An 18,497-nucleotide genomic window follows, 5' to 3' on the forward strand; every position below is an offset into this window, starting at 1 on the left:
GCTGATGCTGGCCGCCGCGCCGCCATGCGAGTCGCCCGCCCGTTGCCGCACCTCCACGAACACCAGCGTGCCATCGGGGGCGCGCATCACCAGGTCGATCTCGCCGCCGCCGCGTCCGGGCGTCCGATAATTGGCCTCCACAAAACGCAGTCCCGCCCGCTGCAGGTAGGCGCGCGCGGCGGATTCCGCGGCATCGCCGCGCGACTTGGTGGTAACCTGACCGGGCACGGGCCGCGCCTCGGGGGCCGCGCCCACCGGCGGGACCTTGGAAACCTTTCTGGAAAACCACATTGAACGCTTCTTTCGACCTGGCCCTGGATGCGGCGCGCGCCGCGGCGGGCATGCAGCATTATCCGGAAAGCGCGCTGTATGTCGTGGCCACGCCCATAGGCAACCTGGCCGACATCAGCCTGCGCGCGCTGCAGGTGCTGCAGCTGGTGGACGCGATCGCCTGCGAGGACAAGCGCCACTCCCAGCCCCTGCTGCGCCAGTACGGCATCGACAAGCCGCTGCTCGCGGTGCATGAGCACAACGAAGCGCAGGCCGCGAACCTGGTGATTGAGCGCCTGCAGCGCGGCGAGCGCGTGGCCTACGTCAGCGATGCCGGCACGCCCGCCGTGAGCGACCCCGGCGCGCGCCTGGTTGCCGCGGTACGCGCGGCCGGCCTCACCGTCATGCCCCTGCCCGGCGCCAGCAGCGTCACCACGGTGCTCAGCGCGGCCGGGCTGGCCAGCCCGGGCGGCGAAACCGGTTTTGTGTTTGCCGGTTTCCTGCCGAGCAAGGCCGGCGAACGCGACCAGGCTATCGCGGCGCTGCAGGCCGATGCGCGGGCCATCGTCATTCTTGAAGCGCCGCATCGCATCGAGGCGCTGGCACGCGCCATGGCCGTGCTGCAGGGCCGCCTCGTGACCGTGGGCCGCGAGCTGACCAAGCAGTTCGAGGAAATCGCGACTGTGCCGGCGCAGGACTTCGCAGCCTGGCTGGCCGCGGGGCCGCAGCGCACACGCGGCGAGTTCGCCCTGGTGCTGCACCCCTCTTCCACGCCCGAGAGCGCCGAGGACGGCACGCGGGTGCTGCAGCTGCTGCTGGCCGAACTGCCGCTCAAGACCGCCGTGAAACTGGCCGCCGACATCACCGGCCTGGGCCGCAACGAACTCTACGAAACCGCCCTCAAACTCAAAAACGCATGAACCCCAATGCCGACCAGCTTTGGCGCGCCCCGCGCTGGACACTTGCCGCCCTGCTGGCCATCCTCGGCATGCTGGGGCCGTTTTCCATCGACACCTACATCCCGGCGTTTTCCGGCATCGCGCAGTCGCTGGGCGCCTCGCCGGTGCAGATGCAGCAGACGCTGTCGGCCTACCTGTTCGGCTTTGCCTTCATGAACCTGTTCCACGGCGCGCTGGCCGATAGTTTCGGCCGCCGGCCGGTGGTGCTCTGGGGCATCGCGCTGTTCACCCTGGCCTCGGCCGGCTGCGCGCTGTCGCAAAGCATAGGCCAGCTGGTCTTCTTCCGGGCCGTGCAGGGCCTGTCGACGGGCGCCGGCATCGTGGTCTCGCGCGCCGTGATACGCGACATGTACCCGCCGGCGCAGGCCCAACAGGTCATGAGCCAGGTCACGATCTATTTCGGCGTGGCACCCGCGCTGGCGCCCATCGTCGGCGGCTGGCTGTTTGTGCACCTGGGCTGGCACAGCATCTTCTGGTTTCTCACCGGTGTGGGCGTGGTGCTCTGGACGACCAACTTCCGCTTCCTGCCCGAGACGCTGCCGCCGCTGGACCGCCAGCCGTTTGAAGTGCGGCACCTGATGCGCGGCTACTGGCAGCTGGGCTCCAGCCCGCGCTTCTTGCTGCTGGCGCTGGCCAGCGGCGTGCCCTTCAACGGCATGTTTTTATACGTGCTGTCGGCGCCCGCGTTTCTGGGGGACCACCTGGCGCTGCAGCCCACCGAGTTCTTCTGGTTTTTTCTGCTCACCATTTCCGGCATCATGTCCGGCGCCTGGCTCAGCGGCCGGCTGGCCGGCAAGATCGCGCCCAAGCAGCAGATACGCCATGGCTTCGTCATCATGCTGCTGACCTCGCTGCTCAACCTCACGGCCAACCTGCTCTTCACGCCGCACGCCTCCTGGGCGCTATTCCCGATCGCGGTGTTCGCCTTCGGCTGGGCGCTGATGGTGCCGGTGGTCACGCTGCTGGTGCTGGACCTGTATCCCGAGCGGCGCGGCATGGCGTCGTCGCTGCAGGCCTTTATCGGCTCGACCGCCAACGGCATCGTGGCCGGTATCGTCGCGCCGCTGGTCATGCATTCCACGCCCGCGCTGGCCGCGGTGTCGCTGGGCATGATGTGCATAGGGCTCACGGCCTGGATGTATTTGCACCACCGCTGGCCCGAGATAGGCCGCGTCGCCTCGCGCGACTGATGTTTTGCACCTACTCCCTCTGGGAGGGGGAGTAAGAGAGGAAGGCACGTCAGCGGTCGTTTATCCTGACCGGAAATTCCATGCCCTGGCCGACACGCTGCACCACCCTGCCGGCATCCAGGTAGACAAAAAAGAACATGTCCTGGACGCCGTCCCGCCAGCGATAGGTCATGATGTCGCCCGACCAGGAGGCCACACCGTCGACCTTCGCGGGAGGACCGAACTCGCGCTCCACGTCCGCGCGCGTCCATTTGCCAACTTCTATCCTGGAGAAGTCCTGCGGGTTCAGGACCTGCCTGGCGCTCACCACTTTACCCGCCGCATCGAGATCGACCATGATGGCCGCTTGGCCCGCAGGCTGAAGGGAATACTGCAGACGCGTGCCCGAGGCCAGCGCCACCGTGCGCGTGGGCGTTCCATAGCTCGCGAGGACCTGCTCGCGCGACATGCCGGGCTGCACGCCGACGGCGCAGCCCACGGCCAGGAAAGCGGCAAGGGCCGCTGCGGAAACGGTTTTAACCATAGTCATAAAGGGTAGCTCCTGGATTCATCCCTGGGTTTGTCTGACATCGCCGGCATACGAAATGTTCCCGGCGAACTGGAATGGACTAGCTGTTCAGCTGCGCCCAGCCCGGCGTGCCCGCGCGGCCCGAGTAGCGGCTCGTCGCGTCGTAGCGTTCCCACGCCAGCCGCGCGGCGCGCCCGCCGTAGACCGACTGCTGCAGCCATTCACATTCGGCCTGCAGCGCGACGTCGCCGCCCAGCCGTGTATGCCAGACCTTGGCGGCGCTGTCCCAGCGGTAGCCGCGGCTTTTGAGCACCTCCTTGGCCGCGAAAGGCGCGCCCGTGGCCTGCAGGCGGTAGCTGGGCAGGCGGGCCGAGGACAGCAGCTGCACCAGGCCGTTAACCCCCTGGCCCGGCAGCTCGGCCATCAGCACCGCCAGCAGCGCATGGCAGTCCATCTCCGCGCGGTGCGCATCGTAAAACCAGCCGAGTTCGGAAGCCAGGTAGCTGAGCTTGGCCGAGCTGTGGCCTGCCGCCGTCCAGTCGATATCGGCGAAGGAGCAGGCCCAGTTCAGCGCCTGCGCCTGCGGAATCAGGCCTTCGACAAAGGGACGGTCAAAACCCGCGTTGTGCGCGATGACAAGGTCCGCGCCTTCCAGCAGGCTGCCCACGCGTGCCATGTCCAGTTGCTGGCCCGCCAGCATCCCGTCGGTGATGCCGGTGATCTCGCGCGCGATTTTCGGCACCGGCATGCCCGGGTCGCGCAGCCCGTCGTAGACCTGGACCGGGCCCGTGGCCAGGCCGGTCTGCGTGTCGACCTGTATGCGCAGCAGCGCCAGTTCCATGATCTGGTCACGCGAGGCGTCCAGCCCCGTGGTTTCCGTGTCCAGGATCACCACATGGGCCACAGGCCCCTGCGGCGCCTGCGGAAATTCCACGGCCGGCACCAGCCGCCTGAGCACGCGATAGTCGGGATGCTTCTCCAGCGCCAGGGCCATGGCCTCGGGGCTGTCGCCCGTCGCGGCGGGAGGAAGTGCCGCAGCTTCAGGCGCCACGGGCTTGGGCGTCTTCGCCGCCTTGGGCTTGCGCAGCTTGGCGGCAGCGGCCTCGGCGGCCATCGCAAGCAGGCCCTCGTCAAAACCGAAACCCAGTTGCCCGCCCGCCGTCATGCGCGCACCAAAGCCTGAAGCCTCTCAGTGGGGATACCGTCTTGCATGCTTGCTCCTGGGTTTGCTTGGAATAAAGCTCGCTATCTTCGCAGATAGCCGGCCCCATCGGGCCCCAGGTTTTGCAAGCCGGCCGCAGGCTCGCTATTCCCCTATTCCCCCAGCACAAAACCCTCGCGCCGCGGATCGGCGCCGCCGACCAGGCCCTGGGGTGTCACCACAATGCCCTGCAGGCCGCTGGTGAATTCGATGGCCTGCACCTCGTGGCCCAGCGCCTTCAAGGGGCCGGACAGCTTTTCCAGCTCGCTGCCCAGTTCGACCTCGGTGGCGCGGTTGCGGCTTCCCATGTTCGGCAGCGAAATCGCCTGCTGCACGTCCAGGCCCCAGTCCAGCACGCCCACCAGGGTCTTGGCCACGTAATTGATGATGGCGCTGCCGCCCGGCGAGCCCACCGTCATCTTGAGCCTGCCGTCGGCATCGAACACCAGCGTGGGCGACATGGTGCTGCGCGGCCGCTTGCCGCCCTCGATGCGGTTGGCCACCGGCAGGCCGTTCTCTTCGGGCGCGAGCGCGAAGTCCGTCATCTGGTTGTTCAGCAAAAAGCCGTGCACCATGATGTGGCTGCCGAACACCGCCTCAATCGTCGTCGTCATGGACACCGCGTTGCCGCTGCTGTCTATGACCGAGATATGGCTGGTCGCCGGTATCTCCGAATCCTCGTCGGGCGCCCAGGCCATCTTGACACCGGCCGGCACGCCCGGCGCGGCGCGCTTCATGCTGGCGTCGGTGCGTATCAGCGCGCTGCGGGTCTTGAGGTACTCGGGCGAGACCAGCGCCGTCGCCGGTACGTTCACGAAATCGGGATCACCCACGTAGTAGTCGCGGTCGGCATAGGCCAGGCGGCCGGCTTCGGAAAACAGGTGCACAGCCTCGGTGGAATTGGGCCGCACGCCGGACATCGGGAAACGCTCCAGCGCGCCCAGCATGGCCAGTACCGCGATGCCGCCCGACGACGGCGGTGGCATGCCGCAAACCTTGTAGGCGCGGTAATGGCCGCACAGCACGGCGCGCTCCCGGGCCTGGTAAGCAGCGATGTCCTGCGGCGTCATGTCTCCGGGCTGGGCCTGGCCGTTCACGGCGGCGGAAATGTCGCGGGCGATCTCGCCTTTGTAGAAAGCATCCGGGCCCTCCTTGGCGACGCGCCTGAGCACCGCCGCGAAGGCCGGGTTTTTCAGCGTGGCGCCGACCGCCAGCGGCTCGCCGGCCGCGTCGTAAAAATAAGCGCGCGCATTCGCGTTGGCGCGCAGCGTCTTGTCGAGCTTGATCACGTGGTGCAGCCGCTCAGACACCGCAAAGCCGTTTTCGGCCAGGCGTATGGTGGGTTCAAACAATCTGGCCCAGGGCAGCTTGCCGTGCTTCTGGTGCGCGAGCTCCATCACACGCAGCAGGCCGGGCACGCCCACGGACTTGCCGGAGTTGATGGCATCCCTGAGCGGCAGGGGCTTGCCCTTGGCATCAAGGAAGCGGTCGCCCCTGGCCGAGGCCGGCGCTTTTTCGCGGCCGTCATAGGCGTTCAGCAACTTCTGCGCCGCGTCGTAGCTCACTATGAAGGCGCCGCCGCCTATGCCCGAGGATTGCGGCTCGGTCAGGTTCAGCATGAGGGCGGCGGCGATGGCCGCATCCACCGCGCTGCCGCCGGCCTTGAGCATCTCCTGGCCGGCGCGTGTCGCATGCGGGTTGGCCGTGGCGATCATGAATTTTTTGGCCGTGACGGCCTTCTTCTCGGTATAGCCCGAGGAGGGTTCGGGCGCGACGTCCTGGGCCGGCACCGGCAGCAGCTGCGCATGCACCGCAGCGTGCGACATGAAGACAACAAAACCCAGCCGCGCCAAAACGCGGGCCGCTGTGTGTAAACGCATCTTTTTTCCTTGTGTGATGGAGGGGGTCTAGGCGCCGGTTCACTGGGCCGGCAGGTGTCTGGCGAAAAATTCGCGAATCCTCGCGTGGGCGGCGACGCGCGCGGCGGGGTTGCCTCCCACGTGCACGGGCTTGCCGCTGCGCACCACGTCTTCGCGCAGCTTGACGGGGCTCAGCTCGTCAAAGCCGTGATAAGCGTCGGGATAAATTTCGATGTCCACGGGTTGGCCGCGTCCTTTGCTGCGTTCGGCCAGCTTCTGGCAGTAGCGGGCCGGCGTCCAGTCGTCGAGTTCGCCGGCCAGGATGAGCAGCGGCGCATAAGCCACATAGTCGGGCCTGGCCGCCAGCGTGGAGGCACAGCCGGGGTACATGGCGATAGCCGCGGCAAAGCCGGGCGCGCCCTGTTTTTTCACCGGCAGCTCGGCATTCATCACCTGCACGGCCGCCGTGCCGCCGTGCGAGAAACCGATCGCGCCTATCTTTCCGGGCACCACGTCGGCCCGCGTGTTGAGATATTCGATCACGCCATAGGCATCCAGCCAGCGATGCTCTTCCTGGATAGCCCTGGCCTTGGGATTGACGGTGCAGATCTGCCGCTCGCCGCGCGGGTTGAAGCTGTCCACCAGCAAAACGCCATAGCCCATGCCGTTCAGCAGTTTGGCGGTGTCGCGAAAGCGCTGGGTGATGAGCCCGTTTTTGCCCAGGGCCCCGGCGCAGCCGTGGAACATCACCAGCGCGACAAAGCGGCCCTGCGCCTCGGGCTTGTAGAGGTAAGCGTCCAGCACCAACCGCTCGCTGCCCTGCCAGCGGTCCAGGCTGGGGAACTGCACTTTCTCCTGCGCCAGGCAGGGCAAGGCCAGGCTGCAGGCCAGTGCGGCCGATGTGGCGAGGCGCCATGGTTTAACGTATGTCATCAAAGCCCTCCACCTTCAGCAGATTAGGCTCTTCGCCGCGCAGGGCCAACGTGCTCTCATTGGGCTCGTGGGCCGCGGCCGACTCGGGCGCTTCACCCTGCGTGGAAGCGACGATGGCGGCCTGCTGGCGCGCCGCGTCGTTGGAGCGCACCGGCAGTACGACAGGAGCGAGGAAAGACGGCGGCCGCATGTCGATGGCGCCGGAAAGCATATTGCCTATGCGCACCGAGGAAAAGCCGGCGGCGACCTGGCCGATTTCCGCGCCGCTCCAGTTGAGCTGCCCCGTCGCGCCCTCGCCTATGCCGATGGCCGCGCCCGGCGTCAGCTGTTCGATGGCCAGCACACCGCCGGCACTCGCGATGCGCACCGAGCCTGTGCCGGTGGACGTCGGCGTGCTGTCGTAGCTGTCGGTCTTGAAGCTGATGTTGCCGGCGCCCGTGGCTTCAATCGTCGCCACGTCGGTGCTGGGCCGGATGGCAATGCCGGTGCCCGAGCCCGCCGCGATGCCGGACAGCGTGATGGTGCCGGTCTGCGTGAGCCAGCTGTTTTTGCCGCTGGCCATGTTGATGCCGTCGCCGCTGCCCAGGGCCGTTCCGGTGGCCGACAGGTCACCGCCCGCGCTGCGGACCGTGTTGGTGCCGCCGGCCGCCAGCGAAATGCCATTGCCCGACCCGACAGCCTTGCCGGCCAGCACGAGCTGCCCGCTGCCGGTGGATTCAATCAGGTTGGTGCCCGAGCCCAGCGCCAGCGCGCTGCTGCTGCCGGCCGATTGCGCATTAACGGTCAGCACGCCGTCCGCCGTGCGCAAGGTGTTGTTGCCGCTGGTGCCCATGCCCAGGCCCGAACCGGATCCCGTGGCATCCGACTGCGCGTTGACACTGAGGTTGCCCTGCCCGCCGGCCTGTACCAGGTTGGTGCCGGTGGCCATGGACATGCCCACGCCGCGCGTACTGTAGCCGCTCAGGCTGATGTTCCCGCCCTGCGAGAGCACCGAGTTGTTCAGCGAGCCGAAGGTGATGCCGTCACCGCCATTCGTACTGCTGCCGGTCATGGAGAGATTGCCGCCGGCGGTCTTGACCTGGTTGGTGCCGCCAGCCAGCGAGATGCCGTTGCCCGCACCCGTGGCAGCGCCGGCCAGCACCACCTGCCCCGCGCCAGTCGCCTCCAGCGTGTTGCTGCCCGAGCCCAGGGCCAGCGCGCTGCTGCTGCCTGCGGAGCGGGCATTGATGCTCAGCGTGCCCTCGGCCGTGCGTATGGCATTGGTGCCGCCGCTGCCCATGGTCAGGCCCGAACCGGAGCCCGCGTTGCTGGACTGCACGTCGAGCGTGACGTTGCCCGAGCCCGAGGCCGCGACCAGGTTGTTGCCCGAGCCCATCAGCAAGGCGCTGCCGCCGGTGTTGGCCGCCGTGAGCGTGATGCCGCCCGCGCCCGAGGTCAGGATTTTGCTGCCGCCCGTCAGCGCGATGCCCTGCGTCGCGCCCGCGCCCGTTCCGGACACGGCGATGTTGCCGCCCGCGGAGCTGAGCGTCGCCAGGTTCAGCGCCACCGGGCGGTTGGCCGTGAGCGTGATGTTGCCCGCGCCCGTGGCTTCGACCTTGGCCTGGGCGGCGCCGTCGCCCAGCACGATGGCGCTGCCGCTGCCCGTGGCCGTGCCGCTGATGGTGATGCTGCCGCCCGCCGTGCGCATGAGGTTGGTGCCGGTGATCATGGACACGGCGTTGCCGGAACCGCTTGAGTTGCCGCTCAGCGCCAGGCTGCCGCTGCCGGTGGCCTGCAGGGTGTTGGTGCCCGAGCCTATGGCCAGCGCGCTGCTGGAGCCCGTCGACTTGGCGTTGATGCTGAGCACGCCGTCCGCGACGCGTATCGTGTTGTTGCCGCTGGAGCCCATGGTCATGCCCAGCGCGTTGCCGGTGGACTCGGCACTGATCGTGATGTTGCCCGTGCCGGTGGCCTGGATGATGTTGGTGCCGCTGTTCATGCCGAAGGCCGTGGCGTCGGCATTGCGGGCATTGATGGTGATGTTGCCGCTGGTACTCTGGATGGTGTTGGCGCTGGTGCCCATGGAGAAGGCCTGGCCGGTCGCGCCCTTGGCATTGATCAGGATGTTGCCGGCGCCGCTGCTCAGCAGGCTGCCGCCGCCCACCATGCGAAAGCCTGTGGTGGTGACGCCGCCGCCCGTGGCATAGCCGGTGGTTGGGTCGGCACCGCCGCCTATGGTGATGTTGCCGCCGTTGCTCACGATCTGCGCGCCCGAGCCCACGGACACGGAGCCGACGGTGGCGCCGCCCGCCGAGGCGGAATTCAGCACCACATTGAGTTTCGCCGTCCCGGACGTGATGTTGGCATTGACGTTGATGTCGCGGTTGGCCAGCAGGGTCAGGGTGCGGTCCGTCGCGCCGTTGTAGGCGATGGCGTTGCTGACCGTGATGTCGCCCAGCGAGGCACCTGCGCTGGCCGTGCTCACGGTCACATTGGCGCTGCCCAGCTGGGTGACCAGCGTGGTGGTGTTGAGGATGGACGAAGCGCCCGAGCCGGTGAAGGTGTTGCTGCCGTTCCAGGTCGCGGTGTTGGCGCCGGTCGAGATCGTGATGTTGGTCGGGTCCAGCAGCAGCGAGCCCGCGCTGCCATGCGCCGCAGTGAGGTCAGCCGTGCCTGCGTAATCGAGGAAGTTGACGCCCGACACCTCGGCATTGCCGCCCTGGCCACTCACGGCACCGCCCTTGGCGCTGATGCTGCCGTAGTAGCGCGTGCTCTCGTCGGACCAGGCCACGACCTTGCCGCCGTTGCCGGTGCTCACGGCATCGGCCTTGATCTGCGCGTCGGCATCGATGAACGTTGCGCGGGCGCGCTGCTCGCTGCCCGAGCCCTGCCAGTTGCCACCCAGCAGCGTGGTGCCGCCGCCCGCATCGCCCGAGGCATCAACCCGCGCGCCGGCGAACAGCCCGACCTTGTCGCCCAGCACCTTGACGGTTCCGCCGGTCTGGCCGGCGCCGTAGCCCGAGGCGTCCAGCGTGCCGCTGACGGCGACCACGCCGCTGTCGCCGCCTTCCAGTCGTATCACGCCGCTCCTGTTTGTCAGGCTCCTGGCCTGCACCGTGCCGCTGTTGTTGAGCACGGTGGCCAGCGGGTCACCGCCGCCGCGCGCGGCCAGCACCACCAGCCCGCCGTCCGCCTGGATGGCGCCGCTGTTGGACGCCAGCGCCGCCAGCGCGGCGCCGTCCACCTGCAGGTTGAGCAGCCCGTCGCCGTGCATGTCCAGTGTGACGGCACTGCCCGCGCCCAGGGCCACCGTGCCGCGCTGCGCGCTGATGCTGCCCTCATTGGCGACCTGCGGGCCTATCAGCGCGATGTAGCCGCCCTCGCCGGCCGTGAGCGTGCCCTGGTTGAGCACCTGGCCGGTGGCACCGGAGCCCCTGGTGAAGCGCATATTGCCCGCCGCGAAGTCGGCGTTGGAAATATCCAGCGTGCTGGCCACCAGCCCACCGGCGTTGATGCTGGAGCCCGGCGCGAACAGGATGCCCGCGGCATTGACCAGGAAGACCTGGCCGTTGGCGTTGAGCTGGCCGTAGATGCGCGAAGCGTCGCTGGACATCACGCGGTTCAGCGCGATGGACGAGCGCGAGGGCTGCACGAAATTCACCTTGGCCGCGGCGCCGATGTTAAAAGTGTCCCACTGCGCCGTGAGCTTGTCGCTGAACTGGTTGACGGTCAGCACATTGCCCGAGGCGGCGATGCCGCCCGAACCGGCGACGACCTGGCCGTTGGTCGGCAAGGCATTGCCCGGCAGCGCGTCGGCAAACACCCGTCCCGCCTGCAGGGCCAGGACAGCCAGCATGACGGAATTCAGGATGGGACGGAAGGAACGAGGGGAGCGGCTGTGGACGGCATGCATGCGTGACTCTCTTTCTCAGAACCTGTACTTGAAACCAAGGCCGTAGCCGGTCACGTCCGCGCCCACACCGGGCGTGTTGCCGGCCGAGGCGAACACGGCGCCGGTGCGGAAGTTGTAGCTCGCCGAGCCGTCGTTGCGTATTCGCGAATAGGTGCCGTAGACGCTCAGGTTTTTGCTGACAGTGCGGTTAAAGCCCAGCGCGACCAGGGTCGCTCCCAGGCCCGCGGTCGAGCAGCTGCGCAGCGCGGGATCGTTGGACACCACGTCGCAGCTGCCGGGCGAAGCGCGGCCGGCGCTGGCGCGCAGCTCCCAGGCGCCCAGGGTGTGGGTCACGCCGAACAGCCTGGCGCGGCGGCGGTAGCTTTGCAGGTCCAGCACTGTGTTGCCGGGAATCACGTCCGACTCGGCATACGAAAGCTTGTCGAGCAGCATGGAGAAGGTCGTCGCGCCCAGCGTGTAGCTGGCGCCCAGGCTCACGGCCCAGTCGCGCGACGACGTGCCCTGGGTCACCGCCGTGGCCGAGGAGCCGACGCCGCGGTTGTTGCGGCCCAGGCTGGCGATGCCGAAATACTGGTTGTGCTGTTCGTAGGCGATGCCGAGCTTGAGCGCGCCATTCACATAGGAGCCGCTGAAACCCCAGGCCGAACCCGCGCCCAGGTCGGGCGCCGCCCGGCGTCCGTTGTTGGAATAGGCGATGCGTGCCGACAGTCCTTTCCATTCCGGTGTGGCGTATTGCCACACGCCGGGCTGCCGGCGTATGAAGGCCGCGTCGTCGTTGTTCGCGTCGCCCACCTCGGTCACCGGGCCGGCCACGCTGGACGAACCCACGCCCAGGCCCGGTGAGCCTATGATGCCGCCCGCGCCGCCTATGCCGTAGTCATTGAAGGGATCGAACCTGGCCGTCATGTCGCGAAACGGCATGGTCCACTGGCCGTAGCGCACCGCCCCCCAGTCGGGGCTGCGCAGGCCCACGCCCGCATCCTGCAGACTGGTGGCCGCGTTGGATTCGGGGCGCTCGGAGCTGGGGCCGGTCTTGGGCACGTATTTGTAGGCTACGCCGGCCTCCACCTGCCAGAAGGCCTCCAGCCCGCCGCCCAGGCCCAGCGCGCCGCGCACCCCTATCGAGGACGAAGGGTCGCTGATGCGCAGGTAGGGAGGCAGCTGCCTGCCCGTGGGGCTGGCGGAAAAAGTGGCGCCGCGCGGGCCGGCCGGCGTCGCGCCGTCGCGCGCGACCTGCTCGAACTCCAGGCCGAAGCCGCCGTAGATCTCAAACTTGTCCGAGCTCAGTTCCGCATCGTCCGACAGCGAGGAACCCAGGCCCGCGAAGGCTTGCGGCGCCCCGCTGAGCTGCAGCCACAAGGTCGGGCTGTGCGAGGCTTCCACGGTGCTCGGCGTGCTGCCGGGCTTGAAGGCCACGCCGACACTGATGGTCAGCGCCTTGGGCCGCGTGAAGACCAGGCCCAGGCCGGCGCCTTGCAGGCTTCTGTGATTGCTGAGCTGAGCCGGGTCCCAGGGGGTTTTGTCGATGCGCACGCGACCCGCGTCGTAAAACAGAAAACCTTCCACGCCGAAACCGCCGAGCCGGCCCAGGCCGTGGCGCAGCTCCAGCCGGGACAGCCAGCCCTCGTCGCCCGCACCCTCGCCTTGCGGGTAGGCCCGCACGCCGTTGGGGCCGCCCAGGAAAAACTCTTCCGACGAGTCGAGATTTTTCGAGGCCTGCTGGCCCGACAGCGAAGCATGCAGCGTGAAGCCGCCCGGCAGCGCCTGCAGGCGCGAGAGCGACCAGTTGAGTTTGCTGAAGCGGCCGTTGGTCATGGCCGAACGCGCGTCGAAAGCCGCATCGGACATGGTGTCGCGGCTCAGGCGGCCGCGCGTCAGGCCCAGGGAATAGCTGGTCAAGGCGGGGTTGCCGCTCACGCCGTCGCGCCAGTCGCCATAGAGATCCAGCCTGGCCAGGGTCGAGGACTTCCTGACGTCCAGGCCGGCCTGGTTGACGCGGTCTATATAGTTTTTTTGCTCCAGCGAGAGTTGGCCCGTGAGGTTGGCCTGCCGGCCGCGGATGAAAGGGTAGGCCACGAAGCCGCTGAGGCTTTCGCCCTCGCCGCTGGCATCCAGCGGCGCGAAATCCCGGCCGATTTTGTAGAGCAGGTTGGTGTAGGCCAGGCCCGCGCGCAGGCCGGAGCCGCCCAGCGGCGCCGACACCCCCAGGGTCTGGGCCGTCAGCCCTTCGAAGCTGGTGATGCCCTTGGCGCTCCAGGCCTCGCCCATGCCCAGCCAGTCATTGGCCGACAGCTCCACCGTCAGGCGGTTGCGGCCGGTGTAGCTGTTGCCCTGGTTGTCGAAACCAAAACGCGCCTGCGCCAACGGGCTTTCGCTGACCCTCACCACCAGGTCGGCCGTGCCGGGCTGGGTGCCCGCGCGCAGCACCGCCCTGACCGTGATGCCGGGAAGGTCCGTCAGCAACAACAGGGCGCGCTCTATCTCGGCCTCGCGTATCACCGCCCCGGGCGCCAGGCCGGCAATGAAGCGGTGCGCCACGCCCGGGTCCAGGCGCACATTTTTGGCGGGCTCCACGCTCACCGCACCCAGCCGGCCTTCCTGGATTTCCAGCCTGACGGAGCCGCCCGCGATGTCCTGCGCGGGCAGGTTGGCGCGCGCCACGAGGAAGCCGCGTTCGCGGTAAAAGCGCGTGATGCGCGCGGCGGCCTCGGCCAGCGCGTCAAATCCGATTTCGCGGCCGGTGTAGCCGTTGAGTTCCGCGGCCAGGATTTGCGCGTCGATCGAGTCGTTGCCGCTGAACGTGAACTGCGTCACCAGCACCCGCGCGCCGGTGTCGGCGGACGGCGCGGTATTTTCCTGCGCGGGTTTTTCGATCACGGCCGGCGCGTCCGCCGGTGCCGGATTTGAAAGGCCCGGCGCGCGTTCGCGTATGGACTCCAGCATGCGGCCGGCATCGGGTGCCTGCGCGAAAGCGCCATAACCGTAAAGCGCCAGCAAGCCGCCAATGACGCTGGGTTTAAAAGGCCGGCTTCGGGACCTGTTCACATGGATTGCTTGCATCTGTCGTTTTCAAAGGCTTTCAGCCGGACCGGCGCCGTGCTTGAAAGCTGGTTCTCCCCGCCGCTTATTGGACGGGTATTTGCCCGCCAGGACCAGTTCGAAATACCCGCCCATATCCATAACCCAAGGTTATTTATCCAGGCGAAAAATATGTATCAGCGCCTGGAGGCCGAGGTGCGTCGGCAGCGCTTCCGAGAGGAATTCATCCGCCGGTGAACGCAAATGGACGCGGATTGAAGAGAGGGTATTTGCGTTTTATCTGCGCAAATCTGCGAAATCTGCGGATAAAAAATTCATCCACAAATTTCGCAGATTTACGGAGATTGAAAACAGGCTGTGCTACCCCTTCTCCCTCCGGGAGAAGGCGGGGACGAGGGCAAGCGGCGGTGGATGTTGCCGTGCCTCCGTGAAGGCCGTCGGCCCCCACCCTTTCCCAGGGGAGAGGAGATAAGAAAGGGTCTAACGCGCGAGGAATTTGCCGAAGAAAGCCTGCGCGCGCTGCTTGCTGTCCTCGCTCGCCAGTTTGTTGGCCTGCACCGATTCGCGTTTGCGCGTGGGCGTGTCGTAGGAATGCTCGACGCCGGGATACAGCACAAACTGCCAGTCGCTGCCGTTGCGCTCGGCGATCTCGGACAGCCGCGCGCAGCGTTCCGGGTTGACCTCTTCATCGTCCGTGCCTATCAGCAGCAGCATGGGCGCGTAGCTGCGGTAAGCCTGGCTGTACCTGCGCATGACCTGCCCGCAGGCCGGATACATGCTCAGGAAAGCCCGAAAGCCCGTGGTTTCGGTCGGTGCCTCAATGCCCGGCGCCGTGGTGGAGGCCGCGGACAGCGCCGTGCTGCCGCCGTTGGACCAGCCCTGCAGGAACACGCGGTCCTTGATGACGCCGGGCTGGGCGCGCAGGAACTTCAGTGCCGCGTAGGCGTCCAGCGGGCGCACCGTGATTTCATTGACGCTGGCCGGCCTGCTGCCATCGTTGGTGCCCGCCTCAAAGCCCCGCGCATAACCGCGGGGCCCGAAGGAATCCACCAGCAAGGCCACATAGCCGCGCTCGACCCAGAATTTGGCCCACATCACATGGCGCGAGGACAGGGAATCGGCGTCAAAAGTCTGCTTGAGCGTCGAATACAGGCCGCCGCGCCCGTGCAGCATCACCACCGCCGGGTGCGGTCCCGGCGTGTCGGGCGCGTACTGGTAGGCCACCAGCGTGGTCTTGCCGTCCTCGCTGGCGAAGTTCACGGTTTGTGCTTTCTGCGCCCGCGCCGGCTGGCTTGCCGCCAGCAGCAAGGGAACGATCACAACAAAAAAACGGAACGCAGGGCGCGAAAAAATTCGGGAGGCGGTCATGTTCAATGAAGACTCTTTCAGGCAACGGGCAGCGCAAAGGCGATGGCGATGGCGATGGCGATGGCGATGGCGATGGCGCGGCCATCATGACAAACGAAGCCGTGCGGCGTCAAGGCTTGCGGACGCGCGCCGGACACGGTGCGCACCGCCTCATCAGAGGAGCCCATAACTTCAGGTTATCGGGCTCGCAGAAATGTGATGAGGGCGGGCCCGCCTGCCAACTTAGGATGGCGGCTCAATGCCGACCTCCACCCCGAGCCGGCTCCCTCTTTCCGAAAGCAGTTTTCATGATCCATACCTATACCGATGAAGACGTAACCCGCACCGTCGGCTGGCGCGAAGTCCTGCAGGACCTGCCCGCGGCCTTTGAATCCCTGCGCAGCGGCGACGCGGCCATACAGGCGCGCCAGCGCATAGACTGCGGCAGCTGGAAGCTCAGCGGCATGGGCGCGTTGTGGGAAAGCCGCGGCGTGGCCGCGTACAAAACCTACACCAGCCTCAACGGCCAGTTCGACTTCCTGGTCAACCTCTTCGATCTGGCGCGGCAAGACCACCACGTGATGCCGGCGGCGGAAATCACGCGCGCGCACCGCGGCCATGACAGCCTGGGCAGCGCACAACATCACCCGGCCGGGCACGAAAAAAATGGCACTCTTCGGCCTGGGCATCCAGGGCCGCACCCACCTCGAGGCCTTGCATGAAACCATGGGCTTTTCGGAAATCGCCGTCGTCGACACGGCCGACGTGTCGCAGGCCTGCGAAATGTTTTGCGCGCGTTACGGCATTGCGGTGCGGCAGGTGTCGCCGCAGGAAGCGGTCACCGGCGCCGACCTTGTTGTCACCGTGACGCGCTCCAAGCAGCCGCTGTTTGACGGCGCCTGGCTGCAGCGCGGCGCGGCCATCTGCGCGGTCGGCACCAGCCTGCCCGGCGGCACCGAGATCGACCAGGTCAGCCGCGCGCGCAGCGACCGCGTCATTGTGGAATGGAAGCCGCAAAGCCTGGTGGAGGCCGGCGAGATCGTGATCGGGCTGGCCGACAAAAGCCTGGACATCTCGCAGATCAGCGACCTGCCCGAACTGCTGGGCAGCCGGGAGCCCTGGCGCCGCTCTCCGGAAGAGATCATCCTCTTCAAGGCCGTCGGCGTGGGCCTGAGCGACCTGGTCGCCGCCAGGCGCGTGGTGCAAAACATGCGCAGCCAGGCGATGGCGCAGCCCGCAGCCGCCAGCCAGTACTAGAGAAGCAGGCTCGCCGCCCTCAGGCCCTGGCTTGCAGGGTGGCTTCCTGCACTTTTTTGAGTTCGTCGCCGACGCACTGCGTGAGCGTGCGCATGATGTCGGTCACGGCCGCCGCCTTGAGGTACATCGCGCAGACCGGGAACTCGGCACGCGGCTCCAGCGGCAGGACCTTGAGCTTGTCGGAAAAAAAGTTGGCGCTGGCCGAATCCACAATCGCCACGCCCTGGTCCAGCTCGGCCAGCCGCACCGCCATCTGGTAGGTGCGCACCGCCGTCTTGCCCTGCTGCCAGTTGAAGCGGTTGGCATAGCGCGAATAGATGCGGCCCAGCGGGTCCTTGCCCGAGAGCTCGATCAGCTCCATGCTCGCCAGCGCCTCGGCCGAGATGGATTTGTTACGCGCATACTTGCCCAGCCGCGAAGGGAGGCAGGCCGCCACCAGCTGCAGGTGCCCTATCTCCACGCAGTCCAGCGAAGGATGCAGCGGCGGGTCGAAGGCAATGCCCATGTCCACCTCATGCATGAGCAGTTTCTGCATCATGTCTTCGGTGTGGCCGGTGTTGAGCTCGCTGCGCATCTTGGGAAACTGCTTGCGCGCCGCCAGCAGCGCGGACGGCAGCACGCTGTTGGCCAGCGAGGCGACGGCCGCCACGCGCACCGCCTTGTCGGCGCCCAGCTTGAGGTTGCGCGCCAGCTCGCGCACGGCATCGAGGCCGCCCGTGGCCTGCTCGACGACAGGGGCCAGGGCATGGGTTTCCCGGGTCGCCACCAGTCGCTTACCTTCGCGGTTGAAGAGCGCGAAGCCGACGGTCGCCTCCGCATGCTGCAAGGCCTTGGTCACGGCCGGCTGGGACACATGCAGCAGCCGCGCCGCGCCGCTGATGGTTCCGGTGCGCAGTATGGCCTGCAGGACTTCAATGTGGCGGGTTCTCATGGAGGCGGCGTTGTGGTGGCTGGCGTGTCAGGCGCGGGCAGCGGCGCCGGCCCATTTTGCACTGAAACCGGCCGGGAGGCCGAGGTGCCGGGTGCTTATATACCGTCGGCCTTGTGCTGCTGCGCAAAGCTTTTGGCCAGGTCCAGGAAATTCTTTTCGGCCGGGGAGTTGCTGTCTTCCCGGCTTACCAGCGTGATGGGCGCCACCAGGGCCGGCCGGGCATTGCGGATGCGGCAGTACACCACGCTCTCGCGGTGGAAATTCTTCATCGAGGCGGGAACGACGGAGACGCCCGCGCCGGCCGCGACCAGGCTGATATTGGTCAGCATGCGCTCGACCTCCGTGGCGATCTTGAGCGTGAAGCCCGCCTGTTCGCAAGCCTCGATCAGGTCCGAATACATGCCCGGCGCGCCGTGCCTGCGCACCAGGATGAACTGTTCATCGGCCAGGGACCTCAGGTCGAGGACCGGCATCTTGTCCCTGGTGGCGCCCGCGATCAGCGCGTGGCCCACCGGCAGGATCAGCAGCATCTCTTCTTCGAGCAAGGAAAAAAAACTCACGCCGCGCGGATGGCTGACGGGCGAACGCAAGATCGCGACATTGACCGTGCCCCTGTCTATGCCCTCGGTCAGCTCGGCCGCATTGGCTTCCCGGAGATCCAGGTGGACATCGGGATAGGCGTCGCGGTAGGCGCGGATGATGCCGGGAATCAAGGGATGGGCCGCGGCCGAACTGGTAAAGCCTATGGCCAGCGTGCCTTCAAAACCCTGCGCGGCGCGCGCGGCGCGCGCCGCGGCCAACTCGACGCCGCGCAGTATGGCCTTGGCCTCCTGGACAAACACGGCGCCGCCGGCCGTCAGCGCCGCGCCCTTGGGATGGCGGCGGAACAACTCGAAGCCCAGTTCTTCTTCCAGCAGCCGGATCTGGTGGCTCAGGGGCGGCTGCTGCATGTTGAGCCGCTCGGCGGCGCGCGTGAAGTGCTGCTCCTCGGCAACCATCAGGAAGTAGCGCAGGTGTCTCAGTTCCATCGCCTCAGCCCATCTTTTAAAGATATCAGGAGTACTGCATCCGGATTTTAGGTATATACCCTCCGCGCCGGTGACACCTGCGC

16 protein-coding genes are annotated in these 18,497 nt (G+C 67.2%); 5 read left to right on the forward strand and 11 right to left on the reverse strand.

All coding sequences use genetic code 11. The annotated features are described in order from the left end of the window. Positions 1-291, reverse strand: a 291-nt coding sequence (locus PMI15_RS12050; RefSeq protein ID WP_007868855.1) for a YraN family protein, incomplete at its 3' end; no start/stop codon positions are given. Positions 292-341: 50 nt separating this feature from the next. On the opposite strand from PMI15_RS12050, the gene rsmI reads away from it, so the two are divergent. Continuing rightward, a complete protein-coding gene (gene rsmI / locus PMI15_RS12055; protein WP_007868859.1) occupies positions 342-1,190 on the forward strand; it encodes a 16S rRNA (cytidine(1402)-2'-O)-methyltransferase in 849 nt (282 codons plus the stop codon). After that, complete coding sequence (locus PMI15_RS12060) at positions 1,187-2,419, forward strand: multidrug effflux MFS transporter (RefSeq protein WP_007868860.1); 1,233 nt, start codon at positions 1,187-1,189, stop codon at positions 2,417-2,419. The genes rsmI and PMI15_RS12060 overlap by 4 nt, the downstream gene beginning before the upstream one ends. Before the next feature lie 49 nt (positions 2,420-2,468). On the opposite strand, the gene PMI15_RS12065 is transcribed toward PMI15_RS12060, so the two are convergent. The 6 genes from PMI15_RS12065 to PMI15_RS12090 all read right to left on the reverse strand — a co-directional run bounded on the left by PMI15_RS12065 (position 2,469) and on the right by PMI15_RS12090 (position 13,857). Next, a complete protein-coding gene (locus tag PMI15_RS12065) occupies positions 2,469-2,948 on the reverse strand; it encodes a hypothetical protein (RefSeq protein ID WP_007868861.1) in 480 nt (159 codons plus the stop codon). Between the two features lie 79 nt (positions 2,949-3,027). Then, complete coding sequence (locus PMI15_RS12070; protein WP_007868862.1) at positions 3,028-4,092, reverse strand: 3'-5' exonuclease; 1,065 nt, start codon at positions 4,090-4,092, stop codon at positions 3,028-3,030. A 149-nt stretch (positions 4,093-4,241) separates the two neighbouring features. Beyond that, complete coding sequence (gene ggt / locus PMI15_RS12075) at positions 4,242-6,008, reverse strand: gamma-glutamyltransferase (RefSeq protein WP_007868863.1); 1,767 nt, start codon at positions 6,006-6,008, stop codon at positions 4,242-4,244. Between the two features lie 39 nt (positions 6,009-6,047). Beyond that, positions 6,048-6,920 (reverse strand): dienelactone hydrolase family protein, encoded by an 873-nt coding sequence (locus tag PMI15_RS12080; RefSeq protein ID WP_007868864.1) that lies wholly within the window; start codon positions 6,918-6,920, stop codon positions 6,048-6,050. Beyond that, a complete protein-coding gene (locus tag PMI15_RS12085; RefSeq protein WP_007868865.1) occupies positions 6,907-10,812 on the reverse strand; it encodes a filamentous hemagglutinin N-terminal domain-containing protein in 3,906 nt (1,301 codons plus the stop codon). The genes PMI15_RS12080 and PMI15_RS12085 overlap by 14 nt, the downstream gene beginning before the upstream one ends. Positions 10,813-10,827: 15 nt before the next feature. Then, positions 10,828-13,857 (reverse strand): porin, encoded by a 3,030-nt coding sequence (locus PMI15_RS12090; RefSeq protein WP_051001960.1) that lies wholly within the window; start codon positions 13,855-13,857, stop codon positions 10,828-10,830. Between PMI15_RS12090 and PMI15_RS12095 the strand changes: the two genes are divergently transcribed. Next, entirely contained in the window at positions 13,858-14,088 is a 231-nt protein-coding gene (locus PMI15_RS12095; protein ID WP_036838713.1) for a hypothetical protein, read from the forward strand. Positions 14,089-14,331: 243 nt separating this feature from the next. On the opposite strand, the gene PMI15_RS12100 is transcribed toward PMI15_RS12095, so the two are convergent. Both PMI15_RS12100 and PMI15_RS24775 read right to left on the reverse strand, forming a co-directional pair. Further along, complete coding sequence (locus PMI15_RS12100) at positions 14,332-15,219, reverse strand: dienelactone hydrolase family protein (protein ID WP_007868880.1); 888 nt, start codon at positions 15,217-15,219, stop codon at positions 14,332-14,334. Positions 15,220-15,236: 17 nt separating this feature from the next. Beyond that, on the reverse strand, positions 15,237-15,386 hold the full coding sequence (locus tag PMI15_RS24775) for a hypothetical protein (RefSeq protein ID WP_007868882.1): 150 nt from the start codon (positions 15,384-15,386) through the stop codon (positions 15,237-15,239). Between the two features lie 120 nt (positions 15,387-15,506). Here PMI15_RS24775 and PMI15_RS24780 point away from each other — a divergent pair, with 120 nt between their 5' ends. Together PMI15_RS24780 and PMI15_RS24045 are read left to right on the forward strand one after the other, a co-directional pair. Continuing rightward, positions 15,507-15,920 (forward strand): hypothetical protein, encoded by a 414-nt coding sequence (locus PMI15_RS24780; RefSeq protein WP_007868884.1) that lies wholly within the window; start codon positions 15,507-15,509, stop codon positions 15,918-15,920. Further along, a complete protein-coding gene (locus PMI15_RS24045) occupies positions 15,817-16,455 on the forward strand; it encodes an ornithine cyclodeaminase family protein (RefSeq protein WP_081499604.1) in 639 nt (212 codons plus the stop codon). The genes PMI15_RS24780 and PMI15_RS24045 overlap by 104 nt, the downstream gene beginning before the upstream one ends. Before the next feature lie 19 nt (positions 16,456-16,474). On the opposite strand, the gene PMI15_RS12110 is transcribed toward PMI15_RS24045, so the two are convergent. Both PMI15_RS12110 and PMI15_RS12115 read right to left on the reverse strand, forming a co-directional pair. Next, positions 16,475-17,386: a LysR family transcriptional regulator gene (locus PMI15_RS12110; protein ID WP_007868888.1), complete on the reverse strand. Its 912-nt coding sequence runs from the start codon at positions 17,384-17,386 to the stop codon at positions 16,475-16,477. 95 nt (positions 17,387-17,481) lie between these two features. Continuing rightward, positions 17,482-18,414: a LysR family transcriptional regulator gene (locus PMI15_RS12115; RefSeq protein WP_007868890.1), complete on the reverse strand. Its 933-nt coding sequence runs from the start codon at positions 18,412-18,414 to the stop codon at positions 17,482-17,484. Positions 18,415-18,497: the final 83 nt, after the last annotated feature.

Origin of the sequence: Polaromonas sp. CF318 (genome assembly GCF_000282655.1) — a bacterium.
GTDB lineage: Bacteria > Pseudomonadota > Gammaproteobacteria > Burkholderiales > Burkholderiaceae_C > Polaromonas.

Coding starts and splice junctions, on each gene's coding strand:
- rsmI (WP_007868859.1), top strand. CDS start 342: ATGCAGCATTATCCGGAAAGCGCGCTGTATGTCGTGGCCACGCCCATA.
- PMI15_RS12060 (WP_007868860.1), top strand. CDS start 1,187: ATGAACCCCAATGCCGACCAGCTTTGGCGCGCCCCGCGCTGGACACTT.
- PMI15_RS12065 (WP_007868861.1), bottom strand. CDS start 2,948: ATGACTATGGTTAAAACCGTTTCCGCAGCGGCCCTTGCCGCTTTCCTG.
- PMI15_RS12070 (WP_007868862.1), bottom strand. CDS start 4,092: ATGACGGCGGGCGGGCAACTGGGTTTCGGTTTTGACGAGGGCCTGCTT.
- ggt (WP_007868863.1), bottom strand. CDS start 6,008: ATGCGTTTACACACAGCGGCCCGCGTTTTGGCGCGGCTGGGTTTTGTT.
- PMI15_RS12080 (WP_007868864.1), bottom strand. CDS start 6,920: ATGACATACGTTAAACCATGGCGCCTCGCCACATCGGCCGCACTGGCC.
- PMI15_RS12085 (WP_007868865.1), bottom strand. CDS start 10,812: ATGCATGCCGTCCACAGCCGCTCCCCTCGTTCCTTCCGTCCCATCCTG.
- PMI15_RS12095 (WP_036838713.1), top strand. CDS start 13,858: ATGGATTGCTTGCATCTGTCGTTTTCAAAGGCTTTCAGCCGGACCGGC.
- PMI15_RS12100 (WP_007868880.1), bottom strand. CDS start 15,219: ATGACCGCCTCCCGAATTTTTTCGCGCCCTGCGTTCCGTTTTTTTGTT.
- PMI15_RS24775 (WP_007868882.1), bottom strand. CDS start 15,386: ATGGGCTCCTCTGATGAGGCGGTGCGCACCGTGTCCGGCGCGCGTCCG.
- PMI15_RS24780 (WP_007868884.1), top strand. CDS start 15,507: ATGATCCATACCTATACCGATGAAGACGTAACCCGCACCGTCGGCTGG.
- PMI15_RS24045 (WP_081499604.1), top strand. CDS start 15,817: ATGACAGCCTGGGCAGCGCACAACATCACCCGGCCGGGCACGAAAAAA.
- PMI15_RS12110 (WP_007868888.1), bottom strand. CDS start 17,386: ATGAGAACCCGCCACATTGAAGTCCTGCAGGCCATACTGCGCACCGGA.
- PMI15_RS12115 (WP_007868890.1), bottom strand. CDS start 18,414: ATGGAACTGAGACACCTGCGCTACTTCCTGATGGTTGCCGAGGAGCAG.